The organism is Lysinibacillus sp. FSL L8-0312 (assembly GCF_038003285.1).
Lineage (GTDB): Bacteria > Bacillota > Bacilli > Bacillales_A > Planococcaceae > Lysinibacillus > Lysinibacillus fusiformis_D.
Genome location: NZ_JBBOOV010000001.1, coordinates 3,246,257 through 3,267,302, shown reverse-complemented (window position 1 = coordinate 3,267,302; position 21,046 = coordinate 3,246,257). Strand labels below are relative to the sequence as shown.

Here is a 21,046-nt window from a genome sequence, read left to right as displayed (position 1 = left end):
ATTGACTTCTATGTTTTTGCCAACCACAAACCCTGTATTGGAGGCATCTAAGCTAGTTAATTGTCAATCCCAAAAAAAATTTTCGCATTGGCGGTAGTTGCTTGTGCAATTTCCTCAATTGTTAACCCCTTCAATCGCGCAATTTCCTCCGCAACTAAGGGCACAAAGCTTGGTTCATTACGCTTACCTCGATGTGGATGTGGCGCCAAATATGGTGCATCTGTTTCAATCATCAAGTGCTCTAGAGGTATTTCCGTAGCCACTTCCTTTGGCAGACGTGCATTTTTGAATGTCACTGGTCCACCAAGACTAATCATAAAATTCATAGCTATACATTCACGTGCTGTTTCTACACTCCCACTAAAGCAGTGCATAACACCCCCTACGGATGCTGCGTTTTCTTCACGCAAAATTTGTACAACATCCCCTGTTGCATCCCTGTTATGAATAATGATTGGCAAACCTAACTTTTGCGCTAATTGAATTTGTTTGCGGAAAAGTGCTTGTTGAACTTCTTTTGGTGACTTATCCCAATAATAGTCCAAACCTGTTTCACCAATGCCAACTATTTTTGGATGTGCAGCTAATTCCTCAATCCAATCTAAATCTTGTTGCGTACAATCAATAGCGTCTACTGGATGCCAGCCAATGACACCATAAACAAAATCATATTGCTCTATTAATTGCATTGTTCTATTAATGGTTTTACGGTCAAAACCAATAACAACCATTTTCTCTACTCTAGCTTCAAGGGCTCTATCAATTACCTCTTGAAGGTCTTCCTCATACTGATCTGCATTCAAATGTACATGTGTATCAATAAACATCTTCATTCTCCTAACATCGATTTTATTAAAATTTATTATTTCATATTTTTCGTAAGCATTACAATTTTGTTACAAACCATTCGGTATTGTGACATTCCACTTAATCGACAATACTTGCAATAATTCTATATACCCATAAAATCACATTTTTCACACCATATAAATTATTTCAAAATAACAATAACCTAATTTCTCTAACAGATTTGAAAAGCCTGCTGAATAATATGTATTCAGCAGGCCTTTCTTAGATTGTTACTTTACTTTTGCACCATTTTCTAGTTTTGGATCAACTGATGCTAATTTTAAAATTCCATCTTTTTCACCAGCTAGAATCATTCCTTGTGATAATTCACCACGTAGTTTAACTGGCTTCAAGTTTGCTACGACAATCACTTTTTGACCGATTAATTCATCAGGTGTATAGAATTTTGCAATACCTGAAACTACTTGGCGTTGCTCATATCCAAGATCCACTTGAAGCTTTAATAATTTATCTGCTTTTGGAACAGTTTCACATGCCGTAACAGTCGCCACACGCAAATCAATTTTCATAAAATCATCAATGGTAATTTCAGGAATTTCTGGGTTTTCATCAGTCTCTGGAGTCTTTTTAGTCTCTTCTTCTTGTGTTGTTTTCACAGAGCCACGCATTTCCTCACGAATATAAGCAATTTCAACTTCATTTTCCAAGCGTGGGAAAATTGGTATCCCTTTTTCTACCACTTTAATGTTTGTTGGAATAGTATTGCCGAATGTTTCAATTGTATCCCATGCTAAGAATTTGTCATCTAAACCTAACTGATCGATCATACGTTTCGGTGTTGTTGTCATAAATGGTTGTAACATGACAGCAATTTGGTGTAAGCTCTCTGCCAAATTTCGCATAACGGCTCCTAATTTTGGCTTATCTGACTCTTCTTTTGCTAACACCCAAGGCTGTGTCTCATCTATATATTTATTAGTACGCGACACCAGTGTCCATAAGTCAGCAAGAACAACACTAAATTGCATTTTTTCCATACTTTCTTCATATTTAATACGCACCGACTCAGCTTGCTCTTTTAATGCTGCATCAAATTCTGTCGATTGAAGATTTTCTGTAGGAATAATACCATCAAAATATTTATTAATCATTGAAATAGTTCGATTTAGTAAATTTCCTAAATCGTTCGCCAAATCAAAGTTTGTACGTTCAATAAATGATTCTGGCGAAAATACACCATCAGAGCCGAATGGTAATTCACGTAAAAGGAAGTAACGTGTTGCATCTAGGCCATAACGTTCGATTAACATTTCTGGATAAATGACATTGCCTTTTGATTTAGACATTTTACCGTCTTTCATCATAATAAAACCATGTGCAAATACTTTTTTCGGTAATGGTAAATCTAACGCCATTAAGAAAATTGGCCAATAAATTGTATGGAAGCGCACAATATCTTTCCCTACTACATGTACGTCTGCTGGCCAGTACTTGTTGAATAGTGTTTCATCGTCAGACAGGTACCCTAGAGCTGTAATATAATTCGTTAATGCATCCACCCATACATAAATGACATGCTTTGGATCCCCAGGTACTTTAATTCCCCAATCGAAGGACGTTCTTGATACTGATAAATCTTCTAGCCCTGGTTTAATGAAGTTATTAATCATTTCATTTTTTCGTGATTCTGGCTCAATGAATTCTAGGTTTTCTTCATAATAAGTTAATAAACGATCTGCGTACTTCTTCATATTAAAGAAGTACGATTCTTCTTTTACTTTGTGTACTGGTCGACCACAGTCGGGACAGTTCCCATCAACTAATTGAGTTTCTGTAAAGAATGACTCACATGGTGTACAATACCAGCCTTCATATTGGCCTTTATAAATATCACCATTATCTAAAAACTTTTGGAAAATCTTTTCGACAGCTTTCGTATGTCGCTCTTGCGTCGTCTGTATAAAATCATCATAAGAAATATCCATTAAAGACCAAAGCTTTTTCGCAGCATCTGCAATTTCATTTACATAATCTTGAGGGTGTTTCCCCGCTTCAGCTGCTTTTTCTTGTATTTTTTGCCCATGTTCGTCCATTCCTGTTAAAAAACGAACATCATAACCACGTAAACGTTTATAGCGTGCAATAGTATCAGATGCAACGGTTGTATATGCCGTACCAATATGAAATTTCCCACTTGGATAGTAAATGGGTGTTGTTATATAGAATGTTTTTTGTTTTTCACTCACAAGAACTGCCTCCATTGTTTTACAATATACTTTCTATTCTAACGAAGTACCAAATTCGTTTCAATGAAAGTTTATCATATGCGAAAATTGTCGAATAATATATTGAATCCATTAAATGACTTAAATAAGAATCTTTTTTACTATTGTTGAAAATATTTATTAAAAACCTTTTAAAATGAATAAAATAACTGCATTCTTCTCAAAAAAATTTTTTAGAAAGCATAATATTAGTGTATTAATTAATTGACGTTTATGGCATTACTTGGTATGATAACTATCAGACAAGGAAATTATGTCGAAATTTGACGAAATACCAATATAACTTTTAATAATTAGGAGGAAATCTATTATGAAATCAACAGGGATTGTTCGTAAAGTCGATGAGTTAGGTCGTGTAGTAATTCCTATCGAGTTACGCCGTACGCTAGGTATTGCTGAAAAGGACGCTTTAGAAATCTATGTGGATGACGATAAAATCATCTTAAAAAAATATATGCCTAATATGACATGTGCTGTTACTGGTGAAGTTTCCGATGATAACTTCCGTCTAGTTGGAGGCAAATTAATTTTAAGTCCAGAAGGCGCTGAAATGTTAGTAAAAGAAATCCAATCTAATTTAAAAAAATAATTGATTGCTCACCTAAATCAAATACAATGATTTAGGTGTTTCTATTTATATAATTTACTATACCCAATTTCTAAACCCCTTATAATGTCCATGTCAGACCTTTCTATTTAAGGGTACTATTATTTACAGTTATTATCAATTTAAAATCAAATAAAGAGCTACCTTAGTAAGGTAACTCTTTACTATTATTGACTATGATATTCATTATAAACATCTCTTTTAGCTACTTGTCTCAACTTGGCTACTTCCTTAATGGCTTCTTTTGATGTTATATTCGATTGATCCATGATGAAATCAACATGTTCAATAATGGACATTGTCTCCCAATAGGCTTTTGCATGTTCATCTTCCTCTTCGGCAGAGCTATTGCCTTCAAGAACAATACAAAACTCTCCACGAATCTCCTGGGTTTGCGACCATTCTACAGCTTCAGCCAATGTGCCGCGTAAAAATTCTTCAAATTTCTTTGTCAGCTCACGCGCGAGGACAACGCGACGGTTTCCGAGTATTGCTTCCATATCCTTTAATGTATCTTTTAAGCGATGAGGTGCCTCATATAATAAGATAGTTTCTTGACGTCTTTTTAATTGCTCTAACTGCTGGCGTCGATCTTTTTTTCCACGATTCAAAAACCCATAAAAGAAAAATGGCTGTGGTGTTAATCCAGAGGCAATTAATGCTGAAATCGCAGCATTGGGACCTGGCACTGGTACAACTGGAAAGTTTTGAGCAATTGCTTTTTCAACTATGTCCGCACCTGGATCAGAAATACAAGGTAAACCTGCATCACTTACTAATGCAATTGTTTTCCCTTCGTGAAGCATAGATAATAATTTTTCGCCACCTACTGCTAAATTATGTTCATGGTAACTGATTAATGGTGTTTCGATATCAAAGTAATTACATAGCTTCTTTGTATTTCTAGTATCTTCTGCCGCAATAATATCGGCTTCTTTTAAAATGCGAAGTGCACGTACACTCATATCCTCTAGATTTCCAATAGGCGTTCCTACCAGATATAAACAACCTGTCAGATCGTGTATTGTACTTTTTTGTGATTTCACGATTCACCCCTCCTTATATAGTTTATTTTCTGCATTCTTGTTAATTGCTTAAAAGCATATTCAGCACGCATTGCTTCTTGCTTTGTCTCAAACATTTCTTTATAAATACATTTCACTGGGCCTCTAGCTCTTGTATATTTTGCCCCTTTACCAGCGTTATGTACAGCAACACGCTTTTCTATATTATTTGTATACCCTGCATAAAGGGTTTGATCCGCACACTCTAGCACATAAAAGTAGTGATTACTGCTCTTTTCCATAAAGAATGTCTCTCACTTCTGCTGTATATTCGTTATTGCCATCATAGACATACAAGGGTGGCAAGATTTTTAAATCTGGTTTTCCATCTTTTATTCCTTCTATTAATAATGTATTGGCTTCTTTGCCTTCTTTCGGATAAATGAGTTGCATCCGTTTGGGCTCTAAGCGATTTGCTCGCATAGCTGTAACAATATCTAATAATCGACCTGGACGATGGACAAATGCCGCCTTGCCACCTTGCTTTAATAATTTACTTGCAGATTGGATGGCTTCTTCTAATGTTAAATATAATTCATGTCGTGCAATGGCATGATGTTCACTGAGATTTTTATCACTTGCTTCATGTGCTAAAAAATAGGGAGGATTGCAGGTAACAACATCATACTGTTCTATGCCTAAGTGTTTTGGTATTTCTTTTACATCACCAAGAATCATTTGAATTTGGTTTTCCAGTTGATTGTAATGGATGCTTCTCTCTGCCATATCAAATAAACGGGGCTGAATCTCAACTCCCGTAATTTCCCCTTTTGTACGTGCACTTAAAAAGAGAGGAATTACGCCATTTCCTGAGCATAAATCAACAATTTTTCCCTTATGATAGGGAATATTGACAAACTTTGAAAGCAACACTGCGTCTAACGAAAACGAAAAGACGGAGGGACTTTGAATAATACGCAAATTCTCCGCCAATAAATAGTCTAATCGCTCATCATCCTTTAACCATTTTTCCATGCTTATTCCTCCTACGCTACAAAACAAAAGACTGATACCACCGTAGTGGGAATCAGCCTTCTATTACACATTTTGTTTATTTAAAAATGATAGACAAAACAGACAATCTTCACCTTTACGTGAACTTCCAAAATGAACATGACAAACGTGGAAGCCTTCCTGGTATAAGCGAGCTAGGTTATCATAACCTTCACCTATATCTAGAGGACTCTCTTTCTTTACTTCAGCAGCTTGTACGGAGTTTGTATTAGAAAGTAGTTCTTCCAGACGTGTACGAAGATGATGATTTTCTGTTTCAAGCGCCTTATGCTCTTCCATCATTAACGCTACAAATTGTTTCAATGCACCAAATTGCTCCTGCATTGCTTCGAGCTGTTGTTCGAACTCCATAACGGTATCCAAGAAATTACGGTCCTTCACCCAAGCCACCTCGTTAAATTCTCTATCTTAAATAAGATTTTTTTCGCATGCTAGCAGTTCTTCTAGTGTATACTCAACTGTGCGTTCCTGCTCATGTAAATATACTTGAATAAGTCTTTCCAGCACATTTAACCCTACAACTTTCCCGCGACCATCTGGTGTCATCGCTACCTCACCTATATCTGGCATGCCCTCTTTTGCCTCTTCATATTCATCATTTTCATACTTTAAGCAGCACATTAAACGTCCGCAAAGACCTGATATTTTTGAAGGATTTAAAGATAAGTTTTGATCTTTAGCCATTTTAATAGAAACTGGCTCAAAATCACCTAAAAATGTGGAGCAACAAAGCATTCTTCCACATGGGCCGATACCACCTAATAATTTTGCTTCATCACGCACACCAATTTGGCGAAGTTCGATACGTGTTCTAAAAACCGAAGCTAAATCTTTTACAAGATCCCTGAAGTCAACACGTCCTTCAGCTGTAAAATAAAAAATAATTTTATTACGATCAAATGTATATTCAACATCTACAAGTTTCATTTCTAAATTATGCTCTATAATTTTAGTACTAGCGAGTTCAAATGCACGTTTCGACTCAGCTGCATTTTCCTCTACTTGTATACGATCACGATCATCTGCTGGTCTAAGTACTTGTTTTAGTGGTAATACAACATCATTATCACCTACTACTTTTTGAGGGACAACTACTTTTCCATACTCTACTCCGCGAGCTGTCTCTACAATAACATATTGACTATCTTCTAGTAGAAATGATGCCGGATCAAAATAATATATTTTACCCGCCTTTTTAAAGCGGACTCCTACTACATTATACAAATGTATATCCCTCCTGCAGATTTAGCATTAACTGCTCAATCAATAACGTCCTATTCATGTTACGTTGTAAAGAGGCGCGCGCTTGTAAAATAGATTCCATCTGACTTGATAGTCGCTCATAGGTGGAATGTAACGCAACTTCTTTAAATAGTGGTAACATGTCTGGATAAGTACAAGCTGCCTCGGGATTAGCTTTTATTGACACTATATCACGGTAAGCAAATAGTAGTAAATCCAATGCTTGCTCCATCTCGCCCTTTTCTTTAAAATGTGGTAACCACTCTTCATGTGCAATAAGCATTGCCTCATGTACGTTTTGCCGAATGGCCTCCACTAATTTTAACACTGTTTTTCGAGCGAGTGCAAACTGCTCATCATTTGCCAAAAATATAGCCATTTCGAGCTCGTTTGTCATCATGCTTACTGTTGAAGCCATCGAATCCGAAATATTATTGTCCTGTAAGTGCTTCAACAAAACATGACGTGGCATTTTTTGAAATTTGATATGTTGGCAACGAGAACGGATTGTTGGAAGTATTGACTGCATTTGCTCTGTTAATAATATGGCAGTTACTTCTCCATCCGGCTCCTCTAAAAATTTAAGTATCATATTGGCTGATGCTGTATTCAGACGGTCTGCATGATGAAGCACATAGATTTTACGCCCTTCTTCTACACCCATCATTTTCATCTCGCCAATAAGTTCTCGCATTTGATCAATTTTTATAAATTGACCATCTGGATAAATTTGATGAATATTTGGGTGATTTCCCGAATCCACACGTCTGCAATTTCGACATGTTTCACATGGAACATTTCCATTTGGTTGCTCACATAGCATTAATTTTACAAAAAAGGTCATAATATCTGCCTTGCCTGTCCCTTTTTCGCCATCAAAAATATATGCATGTGCTAATCTATTTTTGTCAAAAATCGTTTGAAGTTGCTTCATTACGACTGGCTGTAGCGTGAATAGCTCTTCAACATTCTTGGCCATACATTTTAATTCCTTCCTGTATCTACAACAAAAAGTGTAACTGTCTCCAATTTTTACTTTTTGAAAAGAAACATTACAGTGCTTCCTAGTTTAGTGGCAAGCTGCCAAATCAAAATTTGAAAAAAGCCCGCGCCTAAATGAGAATGAGACACGGGTTTTACATATATAAATTAATTAGTAAGCCTTTAATCTCACCGATTTTATCAAGGAGGTCTATCGCTTCTTTTTCCTCGTCTAAGAGATCTTGGGCAAGTTCGACAAGACGTGTATCAATAGTTTCAATGATTTTTAATCGTCTGCCTTCGCCAAAACGATTCCATGTATGTGATTGTTTTAAATCCATTCCATGTTCTACTGTCTCTTGTAGAAATCGTTTTACAAGCATTTTAAACTTAGCAAGTTCCCGTAAATTACGTGACCTTGCAACACGATCACCAGCACTCGAAATATCTCCTAATAAACGTGTTAGTTGCTCTGTTTGCAGCTTGTTACCTTGCTTAACGACCATATCTCCAAATCGGTTATTTTGATTATTATTTTGTAGTGGCTCATTGCGATTTGTATTTAACCCGACACGTATATCTTGATTAATCTTCAAGCTGGTTTCGCCCCACTATCTTTATCAATTTCTCCCTGCATTGGGATAAATATCAGGATCATTAGATAAGCCTAATATCAGTGACCTCTTACGAATGGAGGCTACTTATTAAAAATGATGGAATTGTTCAATTGGTAAAACAAATACAGTAGCTCCTCCTACCTCTACCTCCACAGGGTAAGGTATATAGGAATCGGCATTTCCTCCTAATGGAGAAACTGGCGCAACCATTTGCTCCCGTGCTCGACAATTATCCCGAATAATATCTAAAAGTTTGGGTATGAGAGAGTCTTCAGTTCCTATAAGAAATGTCGTATTTCCTGAACGTAAAAATCCTCCTGTGCTCGCTAATTTAGTTGCGCGAAACTGATTTTTCGTTAAAGCATTTGATAAGCGACTGCTATCCTGATCTTGCACTACAGCTACGACTAACTTCATTCGCACTCACCCCTTTTATAAAATTCACCTAAATAGGTTTTCATACTATTCCTAAGCATTTATAAACATTAATACTTCGACTATTATCCATGTGAAATTAATTACACCTCGGCATAATTACGTCCATATTTTATCAAGCTTGCTCGTAATTCAGTAGGTATCTGCTGAATTAGATAAAATAATGGATAGTATCATTATATCACAATGTTGTGGACAACTTCATGCTTTTAGTGCATTGCTTCCAATAATAATAACCATACATCTTCAACAACATGCTCAATATGTTGGTCTGCATTCACTACACGTATACGTTCTGGGTACCGATCGACTAGTTGTAAATATCCTTCACGTACCTTCTGATGAAACGGCAAACTTTCAACATCTAAACGATTTACTTCTCTCTTGTCAGTTGCATGAATACGTGCTAATCCAACCTCTGGTGGAAGATCAAATAATATAGTTACGTCAGGTAATTTCTTACCGATAGCAAATTCGTTAATAGAAAGTACCTCATCAACACCTATTCCTCTTGCATAACCTTGATAAGCTAAAGATGAGTCGATAAAACGATCACATATTACCAACTGACCAGCATCTAAAGCTGGTTGTACTTTTTCAAAATAATGCTGACTTCTTGCTGCAGCATATAACAATGCTTCTGTTCGCTCGTCCATAGCTGTATGTGCAGGATTTAAAATAATGGTTCTTATCTTTTCTGCAATTTCGATGCCGCCTGGTTCTCTTGTTGCTAGAACGTCAATATTTTTTTCTGCTAGTCGCTCAGCTATCATTTGAATGATTGTTGTTTTCCCTGCTCCCTCTGGGCCTTCGAATGTAATAAATATATTGCTTTTCATGCTGTTATTGCCTCCAACTATCTAATGACCTGAATCATTTTTTCTGCTAATCGATGATTTCCTTGGAATGTCGCTCCTGCTGCTAATAGCTCTTCCAGTTGACTTAATTTTGCTACGGTTATTCTTTCTCCTGGAACAAGTAATGGAATACCAGGCGGATAAGGAATAATCATACTTGCTGAAACCCTTCCCATTGTACGCATATATGGTAACCATTCTTTACTTAATGATGCAATTTCATTAAAGGTATAAATAGGTTCAGTAATAGGTACAAAATGATAGGCTGTTTGAGAAGCAGCTATGCTATCCGTTTTAGTTGTGTTTAATAGCATTGTTATAGCTTCTTTTATGCGGACTCTTATTTCAGCAAATGGGTAAGGATGTCCTTGCTTCAGCAAAGGTAACACAAATAATACTTGATTCGCATCAGCTAGCTCTCCATAGACATGCTTGGCCTCCAGTACCTCCTGTAATTGAAAACCACTATAACCATTGACACGTAACAATACCTTAAGTGGATCATCTACTTCAATTACTTCTAAGGAACCAATTGATCGTAATGCTTCAATCCATTGTTTCTTTTTTTCTATTATATATGCCCCATCACTCTCCATATATGTCTGTACATAATAGCGAGCATCATCTAATGAGGCTAATAATACATAGGATGGGCTACTAGATTGCAGCATACGTAGATAGTGATGTATTTTGTCAGCATCAATTAATTTCGACTTAACATGCATAAAGGATGCCATCGTCATTGCAGGTAATGTCTTATGTGCTGATTGTACAACGACATCTGCTCCTAATGACAAAGCGGATGGTTGAAATAATGTACACGCATTAAAATGAGCGCCATGTGCCTCATCCACTAAGACAGGGATTTCTTTTTCATGACAATAAGCAATTTGTTGCTGTATTTCATTCGATGTCATCCCATAATAAGTAGGATATGTTAAAACGACCGCTTTCGCCTCTGGATAATTTTTCACTGCTTCTTTAAGATCTTTATAAGTGACATGCGTTGCCGTTAACGTTCGCTCATCCCAGATTGGTGAGACAAAAATAGGCTTAGCCCCCACAAGTTCAATGGCGTGGAAAATTGATTTATGGGCATTACGTTGGACAATAATGGTATCACCTTTATCACATGTAGCATAAATCATCGTTAAATTCCCAACAGTAGAACCGCCCACTAGAAAGAAACTCTTCATTGCTCCATATGTATCTGCTAGTAAATTTTCTGCTTCTAATATCATTTCCTCAGGGTAATGCAAATCATCTAAACCTGTTAATTCAGTTACATCATAACGCATAACATCTTTAAATGCTTGCGGAAGATGGGACAGTTCGCCATGCTTATGACCTGGGACATGAAAAGAAATATTTTGTTGTTGTCTAAAACGTTCTAATCCCTCTATAATTGGCTTTTTCTTTTGCAAAACAAGCACCCATTTTCGTTAGATTCTTATTTAATTATACGAAATTATAACGAGATAAAAAAGCTATCCCTCAACAAGGTTCTCCATATTTATCTGTTGAACTATAATTTTTCAACAAAACGTCTTATTATCTCTGTTTCCATTGCATCTAGATTACTTTGAGTTTACTCCAAAGGAATCATCGTTTAGAGGCTATGTGACAACATAATTTAGTCACGCGGCATTCTATTTCAATAGATATTTGAATAGCTACTAAAAAGCAGACATTCTTTACCTCATTATCGAAGAGAGAACATTTAGTAAAAAAACATTGGCTCATTCCATATAAAAACCGATTATTGCCGTTATCTGCAATAACCGGTTCTCCCACCCTTTTCCACAAAACTACTCTTTCACCACTTTAACGGCCATTTCCTTTACTAATTGCTCCACTAGTCTTGGGACAAAATTATCTAAAACTGGATTCATCATTCCTGCTAAAAAGCCGCTAGCCTTCATTGTTAACTTACCAGTAAGTTGCAATGATTGATCTTGATTTTGTTTTATTTCAAATGAACCATCGCCATTTATCGGATCGGATAAGCCCTCCAAATCAAAAAGTATCTGATGAGCATCTGATTTTTTCACCTTCAGCTCCACTTTAACAGCTTTTTGAATAATGCCAAAATCTCCTTGAAAGACCCAAATCATATCATTTTCATTCAGTAATTCGTGGTGTAAGTAACCTGGTATTAAAACAGCCCATTGTTCTTTATTTTGAATAAATTCCTCTAACCTTTCTTTCTGCATACTGATATTCTTACTATATTGTCCAGTTGCCATTACATTGCACCCCTTTGTGTGTTTTAATCACTCCATTAAACTTTAACATTTTATAGGTCTCTAAATAAATAAAAAAAACCACTGATTTCTCAGTGGTTACTTTGTTGCCTAGCGACGTCCTACTCTCACAGGGGGAAGCCCCCAACTACCATCGGCGCTAAAGAGCTTAACTTCCGTGTTCGGTATGGGAACGGGTGTGACCTCTTTGCCATCATCACTAGACTATAGTCGGCTTTCAATATACATCGCATTTCTTCGTCAGCTTCTGTCGTTCAGTCAGTCACGTACTTGAGTACGCTCCTTCCCTCTCTCCATTGCTTCCTCGAACTACTCGTATCTTGAAACCCTTCATAAAAGAAATTATTCTTTCAAAACTGGATAAACGGTTCATTGAATGGTTCAAACATTTTTGGTTAAGTCCTCGATCGATTAGTATTCGTCAGCTCCATGTGTCACCACACTTCCACCTCGAACCTATCTACCTCATCGTCTTTGAGGGATCTTACTTACTTGCGTAATGGGAAATCTCATCTTGAGGGGGGCTTCATGCTTAGATGCTTTCAGCACTTATCCCGTCCACACATAGCTACCCAGCGATGCCTTTGGCAAGACAACTGGTACACCAGCGGTGTGTCCATCCCGGTCCTCTCGTACTAAGGACAGCTCCTCTCAAATTTCCTACGCCCACGACGGATAGGGACCGAACTGTCTCACGACGTTCTGAACCCAGCTCGCGTACCGCTTTAATGGGCGAACAGCCCAACCCTTGGGACCGACTACAGCCCCAGGATGCGATGAGCCGACATCGAGGTGCCAAACCTCCCCGTCGATGTGGACTCTTGGGGGAGATAAGCCTGTTATCCCCGGGGTAGCTTTTATCCGTTGAGCGATGGCCCTTCCATGCGGAACCACCGGATCACTAAGCCCGTCTTTCGACCCTGCTCGACTTGTAGGTCTCGCAGTCAAGCTCCCTTGTGCCTTTACACTCTACGAATGATTTCCAACCATTCTGAGGGAACCTTTGGGCGCCTCCGTTACCTTTTAGGAGGCGACCGCCCCAGTCAAACTGTCCGCCTGACACTGTCTCCTGCCCCGCTAAGGGGCATGGGTTAGAATTTCAATACAACCAGGGTAGTATCCCACCGACGCCTCCTTCGAAGCTGGCGCTCCGAGATCTCTGGCTCCTACCTATCCTGTACAAGTTGTACCAAAATTCAATATCAGGCTACAGTAAAGCTCCACGGGGTCTTTCCGTCCTGTCGCGGGTAACCTGCATCTTCACAGGTACTATAATTTCACCGAGTCTCTCGTTGAGACAGTGCCCAGATCGTTACGCCTTTCGTGCGGGTCGGAACTTACCCGACAAGGAATTTCGCTACCTTAGGACCGTTATAGTTACGGCCGCCGTTTACTGGGGCTTCAATTCGCAGCTTCGCTTGCGCTAACCACTCCTCTTAACCTTCCAGCACCGGGCAGGCGTCAGCCCCTATACGTCACCTTACGGTTTTGCAGAGACCTGTGTTTTTGCTAAACAGTCGCCTGGGCCTATTCACTGCGGCTCTCATGCGCTTGCACGCTCAAGAGCACCCCTTCTCCCGAAGTTACGGGGTCATTTTGCCGAGTTCCTTAACGAGAGTTCTCTCGCACACCTTAGGATTCTCTCCTCGACTACCTGTGTCGGTTTGCGGTACGGGCACCTCTCACCTCGATAGAGGCTTTTCTTGGCAGTGTGAAATCAGGAACTTCGTCCATACGGACTCGCCATCACAGCTCAACGTTACAGTGTGCGGATTTGCCTACACACACGCCTTACTGCTTGGACGCGCATAACCAACAGCGCGCTTACCCTATCCTACTGCGTCCCCCCATTTCTCAAACGGTGAGGAGGTGGTACAGGAATATCAACCTGTTGTCCATCGCCTACGCCTATCGGCCTCGGCTTAGGTCCCGACTAACCCTGAGCGGACGAGCCTTCCTCAGGAAACCTTAGTCATACGGTGGACGGGATTCTCACCCGTCTTTCGCTACTCATACCGGCATTCTCACTTCTAAGCGCTCCACCAGTCCTTCCGGTCTGACTTCAACGCACTTAGAACGCTCTCCTACCACTGACATCGTAGATGTCAATCCACAGCTTCGGTGAATCGTTTAGCCCCGATACATTTTCGGCGCAGCGTCACTCGACCAGTGAGCTATTACGCACTCTTTAAATGATGGCTGCTTCTAAGCCAACATCCTGGTTGTCTGTGCAACGCCACATCCTTTTCCACTTAACGATTACTTTGGGACCTTAGCTGGTGGTCTGGGCTGTTTCCCTTTTGACTACGGATCTTATCACTCGCAGTCTGACTCCCGTGTATAAATATCTGGCATTCGGAGTTTGTCTGAATTCGGTAAACCGGGATGGCCCCCTAGTCCAAACAGTGCTCTACCTCCAGTATTCTCATCACGAGGCTAGCCCTAAAGCTATTTCGGAGAGAACCAGCTATCTCCAAGTTCGATTGGAATTTCTCCGCTACCCACACCTCATCCCCGCACTTTTCAACGTGCGTGGGTTCGGGCCTCCAGTAAGTGTTACCTTACCTTCACCCTGGACATGGGTAGATCACCTGGTTTCGGGTCTACGACCACGTACTATTTCGCCCTATTCAGACTCGCTTTCGCTGCGGCTCCGCCTTCTAAAGCTTAACCTCGCACGTAATCGTAACTCGCCGGTTCATTCTACAAAAGGCACGCTATCACCCATTAACGGGCTCTAACTACTTGTAGGCACACGGTTTCAGGATCTCTTTCACTCCCCTTCCGGGGTGCTTTTCACCTTTCCCTCACGGTACTGGTTCACTATCGGTCACTAGGTAGTATTTAGCCTTGGGAGATGGTCCTCCCGGATTCCGACGGAATTTCACGTGTTCCGCCGTACTCAGGATCCACTCAGGAGAGAACGAACTTTCGACTACAGGGCTTTTACCTGCTCTGGCGGACCTTTCCAAGTCGCTTCATCTAACTCGCTCTTTTGTAACTCCGTATTGAGTGTCCTACAACCCCAAGAGGCAAGCCTCTTGGTTTGGGCTCTTCCCGTTTCGCTCGCCGCTACTCAGGGAATCGATTTTTCTTTCTCTTCCTCCAGGTACTTAGATGTTTCAGTTCCCTGGGTCTGCCTTCAAGACGCTATGTATTCACGTCAAGATACTACGCGATTAAACGTAGTGGGTTCCCCCATTCGGAAATCTCCGGATCAAAGCTCACTTACAGCTCCCCGAAGCATATCGGTGTTAGTGCCGTCCTTCTTCGGCTCCTAGTGCCAAGGCATTCGCCGTGCGCCCTTAATAACTTAACCTAACGGCTTTCAATACACATCACATTTCGTTGTCAGCTTCACTCGTTCAATCAGTCACGTACTCAAGTACGCTCCTTCATTCACTCGATTGCTTCCTAGAACTGCTCGTGTCTTGAAACCTTCTAATGTTATTAAGCCTATAAAAAAACTTAAAAAATAAATGTGTTTGTTACAATTTCAATGTCGTTTTATCCAGTTTTCAAAGAACAAGTTTTGAAGCTTTTCATTCAAGAAAGAATGAACCTTCAAAACTGAACGCAAAACGTAATCTTACAAACCCTAGGTTTGTATTCCGAAATAATCCTTAGAAAGGAGGTGATCCAGCCGCACCTTCCGATACGGCTACCTTGTTACGACTTCACCCCAATCATCTATCCCACCTTCGGCGGCTGGCTCCAAAAGGTTACCTCACCGACTTCGGGTGTTACAAACTCTCGTGGTGTGACGGGCGGTGTGTACAAGGCCCGGGAACGTATTCACCGCGGCATGCTGATCCGCGATTACTAGCGATTCCGGCTTCATGTAGGCGAGTTGCAGCCTACAATCCGAACTGAGAACGACTTTATCGGATTAGCTCCCTCTCGCGAGTTGGCAACCGTTTGTATCGTCCATTGTAGCACGTGTGTAGCCCAGGTCATAAGGGGCATGATGATTTGACGTCATCCCCACCTTCCTCCGGTTTGTCACCGGCAGTCACCTTAGAGTGCCCAACTAAATGATGGCAACTAAGATCAAGGGTTGCGCTCGTTGCGGGACTTAACCCAACATCTCACGACACGAGCTGACGACAACCATGCACCACCTGTCACCGTTGCCCCCGAAGGGGAAACTATATCTCTACAGTGGTCAACGGGATGTCAAGACCTGGTAAGGTTCTTCGCGTTGCTTCGAATTAAACCACATGCTCCACCGCTTGTGCGGGCCCCCGTCAATTCCTTTGAGTTTCAGTCTTGCGACCGTACTCCCCAGGCGGAGTGCTTAATGCGTTAGCTGCAGCACTAAGGGGCGGAAACCCCCTAACACTTAGCACTCATCGTTTACGGCGTGGACTACCAGGGTATCTAATCCTGTTTGCTCCCCACGCTTTCGCGCCTCAGTGTCAGTTACAGACCAGATAGTCGCCTTCGCCACTGGTGTTCCTCCAAATCTCTACGCATTTCACCGCTACACTTGGAATTCCACTATCCTCTTCTGCACTCAAGTCTCCCAGTTTCCAATGACCCTCCACGGTTGAGCCGTGGGCTTTCACATCAGACTTAAGAAACCACCTGCGCGCGCTTTACGCCCAATAATTCCGGACAACGCTTGCCACCTACGTATTACCGCGGCTGCTGGCACGTAGTTAGCCGTGGCTTTCTAATAAGGTACCGTCAAGGTACAGCCAGTTACTACTGTACTTGTTCTTCCCTTACAACAGAGTTTTACGAACCGAAATCCTTCTTCACTCACGCGGCGTTGCTCCATCAGGCTTTCGCCCATTGTGGAAGATTCCCTACTGCTGCCTCCCGTAGGAGTCTGGGCCGTGTCTCAGTCCCAGTGTGGCCGATCACCCTCTCAGGTCGGCTACGCATCGTCGCCTTGGTGAGCCGTTACCTCACCAACTAGCTAATGCGCCGCGGGCCCATCCTATAGCGACAGCCGAAACCGTCTTTTAGTGTTTCACCATGAGGTGAAACAGATTATTCGGTATTAGCCCCGGTTTCCCGGAGTTATCCCAAACTATAAGGTAGGTTGCCCACGTGTTACTCACCCGTCCGCCGCTAACGTCAAAGGAGCAAGCTCCTTCTCTGTTCGCTCGACTTGCATGTATTAGGCACGCCGCCAGCGTTCGTCCTGAGCCAGGATCAAACTCTCCATAAAAGAAATTTGAATAGCTCAAATTGTTTTGCTGGCATCAATTTTGATGTCCAAAATTTTGTTTCGTTCACTAACAGAAGTTAGTTACTGAAAACTTTATTGATTACGTTTTGCTTGTTCAGTTTTCAAGGTTCATTTCGTTAACTGCTGTTTTAGCAGCAACTCTTATATAATACCATGTCGTATATAATGTGTCAACATAAATTTTTAATTTATTTTCGTTTCAATCAGTTATATTAGCGACTTTTATAACTATATCATATTCTTTTCATATTGCAAGCTTTTTATAAAAAAAATATTAAAGCTGTTATTCCTAATACACCCGGAATACCTAAGACGGCAATAGTTAAGACTGAAAATAGATTGATGGGTACATTATATCCTATATAACCAATACCTAAATGGATTATAAATAATAATAGAAAAGCAAATGCAAATCTAAACCAAAACACCGATAACCCTTCTAAAATCTTACCTAGTTTAGCATGTCTTATTATTACATAAAGAAAAAGAAGCCCTACAGGAATACTAATACTCATAATTACTAACCAAGACAATATGGTTGCCCCCTCAATTAAATAATTATGAAAGTTTATGTTTCCTGTATCGCTTCTATGAATATTTAAATAAGAACTATTTTATTAATACCTTGCGAATTCTAGCTTCCTTAAATAAATAGAAATGAATACTTTCTGCTGTTTTGCGTTGAGCAATTACCCCGAGATCATAGTCATCCATTAATTCTTCTATTATCTTCGCCTGCTGTAAATCCTCTTTTGTTTCTTTTATAAGATTCACAAGCCTATCATCGAATTCTTTTTTTAACTTTCCTTTACTACGGAAGAACATATTAATCCCTCACTCATAATTCGCGTCGGCCTTCCATTGCCTTAGATAGCGTAACCTCATCTGCGTATTCTAAATCTCCCCCTACTGGCAATCCATGCGCAATACGAGTCGTACGAATCCCTGAAGGTTTGACAAGGCGAGATATGTACATAGCTGTTGCCTCACCTTCAATTGTTGAATTCGTAGCTAAAATAAGCTCTTGTACACTTTCATCTTGCAAACGCACTAACAAGGAAGCAACATTAATATCCTCTGGACCGATACCATCCATTGGAGAAATTGCACCTTGAAGTACATGATACATGCCGTTGTAGTCACGCATTTTTTCCATTGCAATAACATCCTTTGTATCTTGCACAACACAAATAATAGAATGATCTCGCTGCTTGTCTGCACAAATGTGACATGGGTCTACATCTGTTATATTGCCACAGACAGAACAGTAACTCAGGTTTCGTTTAGCATCAATCAATGCTTTAGAGAAAGATAATACATCGTCTTCTTTCATAGATAACACAAAAAACGCCAGACGAGCCGCGGTTTTCGGCCCGATACCTGGCAATTTCATAAAACTATCGATCAATTTAGATATTGGTTCTGGGTAGTACATATGATTACCTCCTAGAATGGAAGGTTTAAGCCTTGAGTGAATTTACCCATCGTTGAGTTTGTTTTTTCTTCTACCTTTTTCAACGCTTCGTTTGTTGCAATAACAATTAGGTCTTGTAACATTTCGATGTCTTCTGGGTCTACTACAGCTTCATCTAGATTTACTGACACTACTTCACGCTGACCAGAAACTGTTACTTTTACCATGCCGCCGCCTGCAACACCTTCAAATTGCTCAGCATTTAAAGCCTCTTGAGCCTCCATCATTTCCTTTTGCATTTTTTGCATCTTTTTCATCATACCTTGCATATTTCCCATTCCACGCATAAATGTCTTCCTCCTAAAAATTTAATCTTCAATAATTTCAACAAAATCTTTACCAAAGAGCTTTTCAGCCTCTGTCACAAGTGGATCTTGTGAAGCAAGAGGTTGGGCATCATCGATAAATGGTTCATCTGGCATTTCTGCCGGTGGTGGCTCTAATAATTCTTCTCCATGCTCTGAGACAGCCTGTGATTTCTTTTGCTGTAGACTGTGATCACGGATAAACTCTTCACGCATTTTCAACCAAGATTCTTCTGGTATACATAGCATCTCGTACATTGTACCAGTTTGCCCAGCAATTAATTGTGTAAAGTGAGCCTTTAAAGATTGGTTATCGGCAACCATCTGACAATGAATATCATACTTGAATTTTAACACAAAAGCACTCGAAGATGCCGCAACAGGTTCAGCCTCTGCTAAAAGAGCCGATTGAGATTTTTGCATTTGATTTAATGCTTGTGCCCAAACTGACTTGATACGTTGCACATCTTGCTTTGTAGCATCTTTCAACACTTCCTGAATACGACCAGTGGGTGCTTTATAGCCATTCGGGTTTTTAGCACGAGGTCTTTGCTCTTTTTGCGTTGACGGCGTTTGCACAGTAGTTCCTGTTTGCAGTTGCAAGGATAATTGTTGAATCATCTGCTCAAGCGCTACCACCTTTTGCGTGAGTTCTGAGCTTTGTACAGTTTCGTTCATAGCCACTGTTTGATGCGCTAACCCTCCCGAAAATTGTGCCATTTTAAGCAATGCTGTTTCTAAGTAAATTTTCGTATGGTGAGAGAAACGCATCTCCTGCTGTATTTTTGCGAGTATATCAATATAGCCATAAAGCATATCTGGAGCAAATTCGTGTGCTAAAGTAAATACACGCTCTTCAGGGGACACTAGTTCTAAAAGTTCAGCTAAATTATCACTTGTTTGAAGTAATAGTAAATCGCGGAAAAAAGTAATTAAATCTTCTGAAAGGCGCAAGGGATCCTTGCCATCAGCTATAAGTTGCTCTAAAAGAGCTAGCATTTGAGCAACATCTTTTACTTTCAATGCTTCAGCTAAGTCATAAAAAACATCCTGACTAATTGAACCTGTAACTAATAATGTGTCCTCAAGCTTTAATTTTTCCCCACTAAATGACACAACTTGGTCTAGCAAACTTAAAGCATCACGCATTCCTCCTGCGGCTGATTGTGCGATCACCTTTAAACCTTGTTCTTCATATGGTAAATCAATATCTTCTAGGACGACCTTCATACGTTCAATAATATCATTGGTAGAAAGTCGCTTAAAATCAAAGCGCTGACAACGAGAAATAATCGTTGCAGGCAATTTGTGAGGCTCTGTCGTTGCTAAAATAAATACAGCATGAGGAGGTGGCTCTTCCAAAGTTTTTAAAAGAGCGTTAAAGGCACTTGTAGAAAGCATATGCACTTCGTCTATGATGTACACCTTATATCTACTGCTTGCAGGAGCAAAGCGAACCTTTTCTATAATATCCCTAATCTCTTCAACACGTGAATTCGAAGCCGCGTCAAATTCAATGACATCAGGATGGGAGCCATCCGTAATACTTATGCATGTAGCGCATTCATTACACGGTTCTTTCGATGGTGCATGTTCACAATTTAAAGCCTTCGCAAAGATTTTGGCTGTACTTGTTTTCCCTGTACCACGCGGCCCAGAAAATAAGTAAGCATGCGTTGTTTTATTTGCTAGGAGAGCATTTTGTAGCGTTCTTTTGACATGTGCTTGGCCAGACATTTCTCGAAAAGATTGCGGTCGATACACACGATAAAATGCTTGATACGTCACTGATTTCCTCTCTCCTTCTCCATTTAATTGAATAGTTATATTATAGCATTTGCCTTCTTATATAGAAAATGAAGTTACTAAATTTAAAAATAAAAAAGCACCC

General features: G+C 40.1%; 19 protein-coding genes and 3 rRNA genes. 1 reads left to right on the top strand and 21 read right to left on the bottom strand.

Annotated elements, in window-relative coordinates; translation table 11 throughout:
* Positions 1–56 precede the first annotated feature (56 nt).
* A complete protein-coding gene (locus tag MHI22_RS16505) occupies positions 57–827 on the bottom strand; it encodes a TatD family hydrolase (protein WP_271912007.1) in 771 nt (256 codons plus the stop codon).
* A gap of 252 nt (positions 828–1,079) precedes the next feature.
* The gene (metG, locus tag MHI22_RS16500) at positions 1,080–3,071 is read right to left on the bottom strand and encodes a methionine--tRNA ligase (RefSeq protein ID WP_036122305.1); all 1,992 of its coding nucleotides are present in this window, start codon (positions 3,069–3,071) and stop codon (positions 1,080–1,082) included.
* Between the two features lie 334 nt (positions 3,072–3,405).
* Between metG and MHI22_RS16495 the strand changes: the two genes are divergently transcribed.
* Positions 3,406–3,684 (top strand): AbrB/MazE/SpoVT family DNA-binding domain-containing protein, encoded by a 279-nt coding sequence (locus MHI22_RS16495; RefSeq protein ID WP_004229214.1) that lies wholly within the window; start codon positions 3,406–3,408, stop codon positions 3,682–3,684.
* A 185-nt stretch (positions 3,685–3,869) separates the two neighbouring features.
* Here the strand turns inward: MHI22_RS16495 and rsmI are convergent, their stop codons facing one another.
* From rsmI to dnaX, 19 genes are all read right to left on the bottom strand, one after another.
* On the bottom strand, positions 3,870–4,748 hold the full coding sequence (gene rsmI, locus MHI22_RS16490) for a 16S rRNA (cytidine(1402)-2'-O)-methyltransferase (protein WP_058844484.1): 879 nt from the start codon (positions 4,746–4,748) through the stop codon (positions 3,870–3,872).
* Positions 4,745–5,008, bottom strand: a complete 264-nt coding sequence (locus tag MHI22_RS16485) for a GIY-YIG nuclease family protein (protein ID WP_036122300.1) — start codon at positions 5,006–5,008, stop codon at positions 4,745–4,747. The genes rsmI and MHI22_RS16485 overlap by 4 nt, the downstream gene beginning before the upstream one ends.
* Entirely contained in the window at positions 4,992–5,741 is a 750-nt protein-coding gene (locus MHI22_RS16480) for a tRNA1(Val) (adenine(37)-N6)-methyltransferase (RefSeq protein WP_036122296.1), read from the bottom strand. Before MHI22_RS16480 ends, MHI22_RS16485 begins: the two co-directional genes overlap by 17 nt.
* Positions 5,742–5,804: 63 nt before the next feature.
* On the bottom strand, positions 5,805–6,161 hold the full coding sequence (yabA, locus tag MHI22_RS16475) for a DNA replication initiation control protein YabA (protein ID WP_004229222.1): 357 nt from the start codon (positions 6,159–6,161) through the stop codon (positions 5,805–5,807).
* Between the two features lie 27 nt (positions 6,162–6,188).
* Positions 6,189–7,004, bottom strand: coding sequence for a PSP1 domain-containing protein (locus MHI22_RS16470; RefSeq protein WP_141905706.1), 816 nt, complete (start codon positions 7,002–7,004; stop codon positions 6,189–6,191).
* The gene (gene holB, locus MHI22_RS16465) at positions 6,997–8,001 is read right to left on the bottom strand and encodes a DNA polymerase III subunit delta' (protein ID WP_036122279.1); all 1,005 of its coding nucleotides are present in this window, start codon (positions 7,999–8,001) and stop codon (positions 6,997–6,999) included. The genes MHI22_RS16470 and holB overlap by 8 nt, the downstream gene beginning before the upstream one ends.
* A 157-nt stretch (positions 8,002–8,158) precedes the next feature.
* Positions 8,159–8,599 (bottom strand): YaaR family protein, encoded by a 441-nt coding sequence (locus MHI22_RS16460; RefSeq protein WP_036122373.1) that lies wholly within the window; start codon positions 8,597–8,599, stop codon positions 8,159–8,161.
* A 108-nt stretch (positions 8,600–8,707) separates the two neighbouring features.
* Positions 8,708–9,037 (bottom strand): cyclic-di-AMP receptor, encoded by a 330-nt coding sequence (locus tag MHI22_RS16455; protein WP_004229230.1) that lies wholly within the window; start codon positions 9,035–9,037, stop codon positions 8,708–8,710.
* A 227-nt stretch (positions 9,038–9,264) separates the two neighbouring features.
* Positions 9,265–9,894 carry a dTMP kinase gene (gene tmk, locus MHI22_RS16450; RefSeq protein WP_058844483.1) on the bottom strand — a complete coding sequence of 210 codons (630 nt, stop codon included), beginning with the start codon at positions 9,892–9,894 and terminating at the stop codon, positions 9,265–9,267.
* Positions 9,895–9,911: 17 nt separating this feature from the next.
* On the bottom strand, positions 9,912–11,336 hold the full coding sequence (locus MHI22_RS16445) for an aminotransferase class I/II-fold pyridoxal phosphate-dependent enzyme (protein WP_283778268.1): 1,425 nt from the start codon (positions 11,334–11,336) through the stop codon (positions 9,912–9,914).
* A 384-nt stretch (positions 11,337–11,720) separates the two neighbouring features.
* A complete protein-coding gene (locus MHI22_RS16440; protein ID WP_271911998.1) occupies positions 11,721–12,158 on the bottom strand; it encodes an SRPBCC family protein in 438 nt (145 codons plus the stop codon).
* 106 nt (positions 12,159–12,264) lie between these two features.
* A 5S ribosomal RNA gene (gene rrf, locus MHI22_RS16435) occupies positions 12,265–12,380 on the bottom strand.
* Positions 12,381–12,567: 187 nt separating this feature from the next.
* Positions 12,568–15,495 (bottom strand): 23S ribosomal RNA (locus MHI22_RS16430).
* Positions 15,496–15,803: 308 nt separating this feature from the next.
* Positions 15,804–17,355 (bottom strand): 16S ribosomal RNA (locus MHI22_RS16425).
* The 16S, 23S and 5S rRNA genes sit together here, the layout of an rRNA operon.
* 281 nt (positions 17,356–17,636) lie before the next feature.
* Positions 17,637–17,909 (bottom strand): pro-sigmaK processing inhibitor BofA family protein, encoded by a 273-nt coding sequence (locus MHI22_RS16420; protein WP_036122146.1) that lies wholly within the window; start codon positions 17,907–17,909, stop codon positions 17,637–17,639.
* A gap of 76 nt (positions 17,910–17,985) precedes the next feature.
* Complete coding sequence (locus MHI22_RS16415) at positions 17,986–18,201, bottom strand: YaaL family protein (protein WP_036122143.1); 216 nt, start codon at positions 18,199–18,201, stop codon at positions 17,986–17,988.
* Positions 18,202–18,214: 13 nt separating this feature from the next.
* A complete protein-coding gene (gene recR, locus MHI22_RS16410) occupies positions 18,215–18,811 on the bottom strand; it encodes a recombination mediator RecR (RefSeq protein ID WP_036122141.1) in 597 nt (198 codons plus the stop codon).
* Positions 18,812–18,822: 11 nt separating this feature from the next.
* Complete coding sequence (locus tag MHI22_RS16405; protein ID WP_036122138.1) at positions 18,823–19,137, bottom strand: YbaB/EbfC family nucleoid-associated protein; 315 nt, start codon at positions 19,135–19,137, stop codon at positions 18,823–18,825.
* A 21-nt stretch (positions 19,138–19,158) separates the two neighbouring features.
* Complete coding sequence (gene dnaX, locus MHI22_RS16400; protein ID WP_340812386.1) at positions 19,159–20,943, bottom strand: DNA polymerase III subunit gamma/tau; 1,785 nt, start codon at positions 20,941–20,943, stop codon at positions 19,159–19,161.
* Positions 20,944–21,046 lie beyond the last annotated feature (103 nt).

What these genes read in the sequence shown, in the direction of transcription:
- MHI22_RS16415 (WP_036122143.1), bottom strand. Translation starts at nt 18,201, where the DNA reads ATGTTCTTCCGTAGTAAAGGAAAGTTAAAAAAAGAATTCGATGATAGG.
- MHI22_RS16495 (WP_004229214.1), top strand. Translation starts at nt 3,406, where the DNA reads ATGAAATCAACAGGGATTGTTCGTAAAGTCGATGAGTTAGGTCGTGTA.
- MHI22_RS16455 (WP_004229230.1), bottom strand. Translation starts at nt 9,037, where the DNA reads ATGAAGTTAGTCGTAGCTGTAGTGCAAGATCAGGATAGCAGTCGCTTA.
- MHI22_RS16505 (WP_271912007.1), bottom strand. Translation starts at nt 827, where the DNA reads ATGTTTATTGATACACATGTACATTTGAATGCAGATCAGTATGAGGAA.
- MHI22_RS16440 (WP_271911998.1), bottom strand. Translation starts at nt 12,158, where the DNA reads ATGGCAACTGGACAATATAGTAAGAATATCAGTATGCAGAAAGAAAGG.
- MHI22_RS16405 (WP_036122138.1), bottom strand. Translation starts at nt 19,137, where the DNA reads ATGCGTGGAATGGGAAATATGCAAGGTATGATGAAAAAGATGCAAAAA.
- metG (WP_036122305.1), bottom strand. Translation starts at nt 3,071, where the DNA reads ATGGAGGCAGTTCTTGTGAGTGAAAAACAAAAAACATTCTATATAACA.
- MHI22_RS16485 (WP_036122300.1), bottom strand. Translation starts at nt 5,008, where the DNA reads ATGGAAAAGAGCAGTAATCACTACTTTTATGTGCTAGAGTGTGCGGAT.
- holB (WP_036122279.1), bottom strand. Translation starts at nt 8,001, where the DNA reads ATGGCCAAGAATGTTGAAGAGCTATTCACGCTACAGCCAGTCGTAATG.
- recR (WP_036122141.1), bottom strand. Translation starts at nt 18,811, where the DNA reads ATGTACTACCCAGAACCAATATCTAAATTGATCGATAGTTTTATGAAA.
- tmk (WP_058844483.1), bottom strand. Translation starts at nt 9,894, where the DNA reads ATGAAAAGCAATATATTTATTACATTCGAAGGCCCAGAGGGAGCAGGG.
- MHI22_RS16480 (WP_036122296.1), bottom strand. Translation starts at nt 5,741, where the DNA reads ATGGAAAAATGGTTAAAGGATGATGAGCGATTAGACTATTTATTGGCG.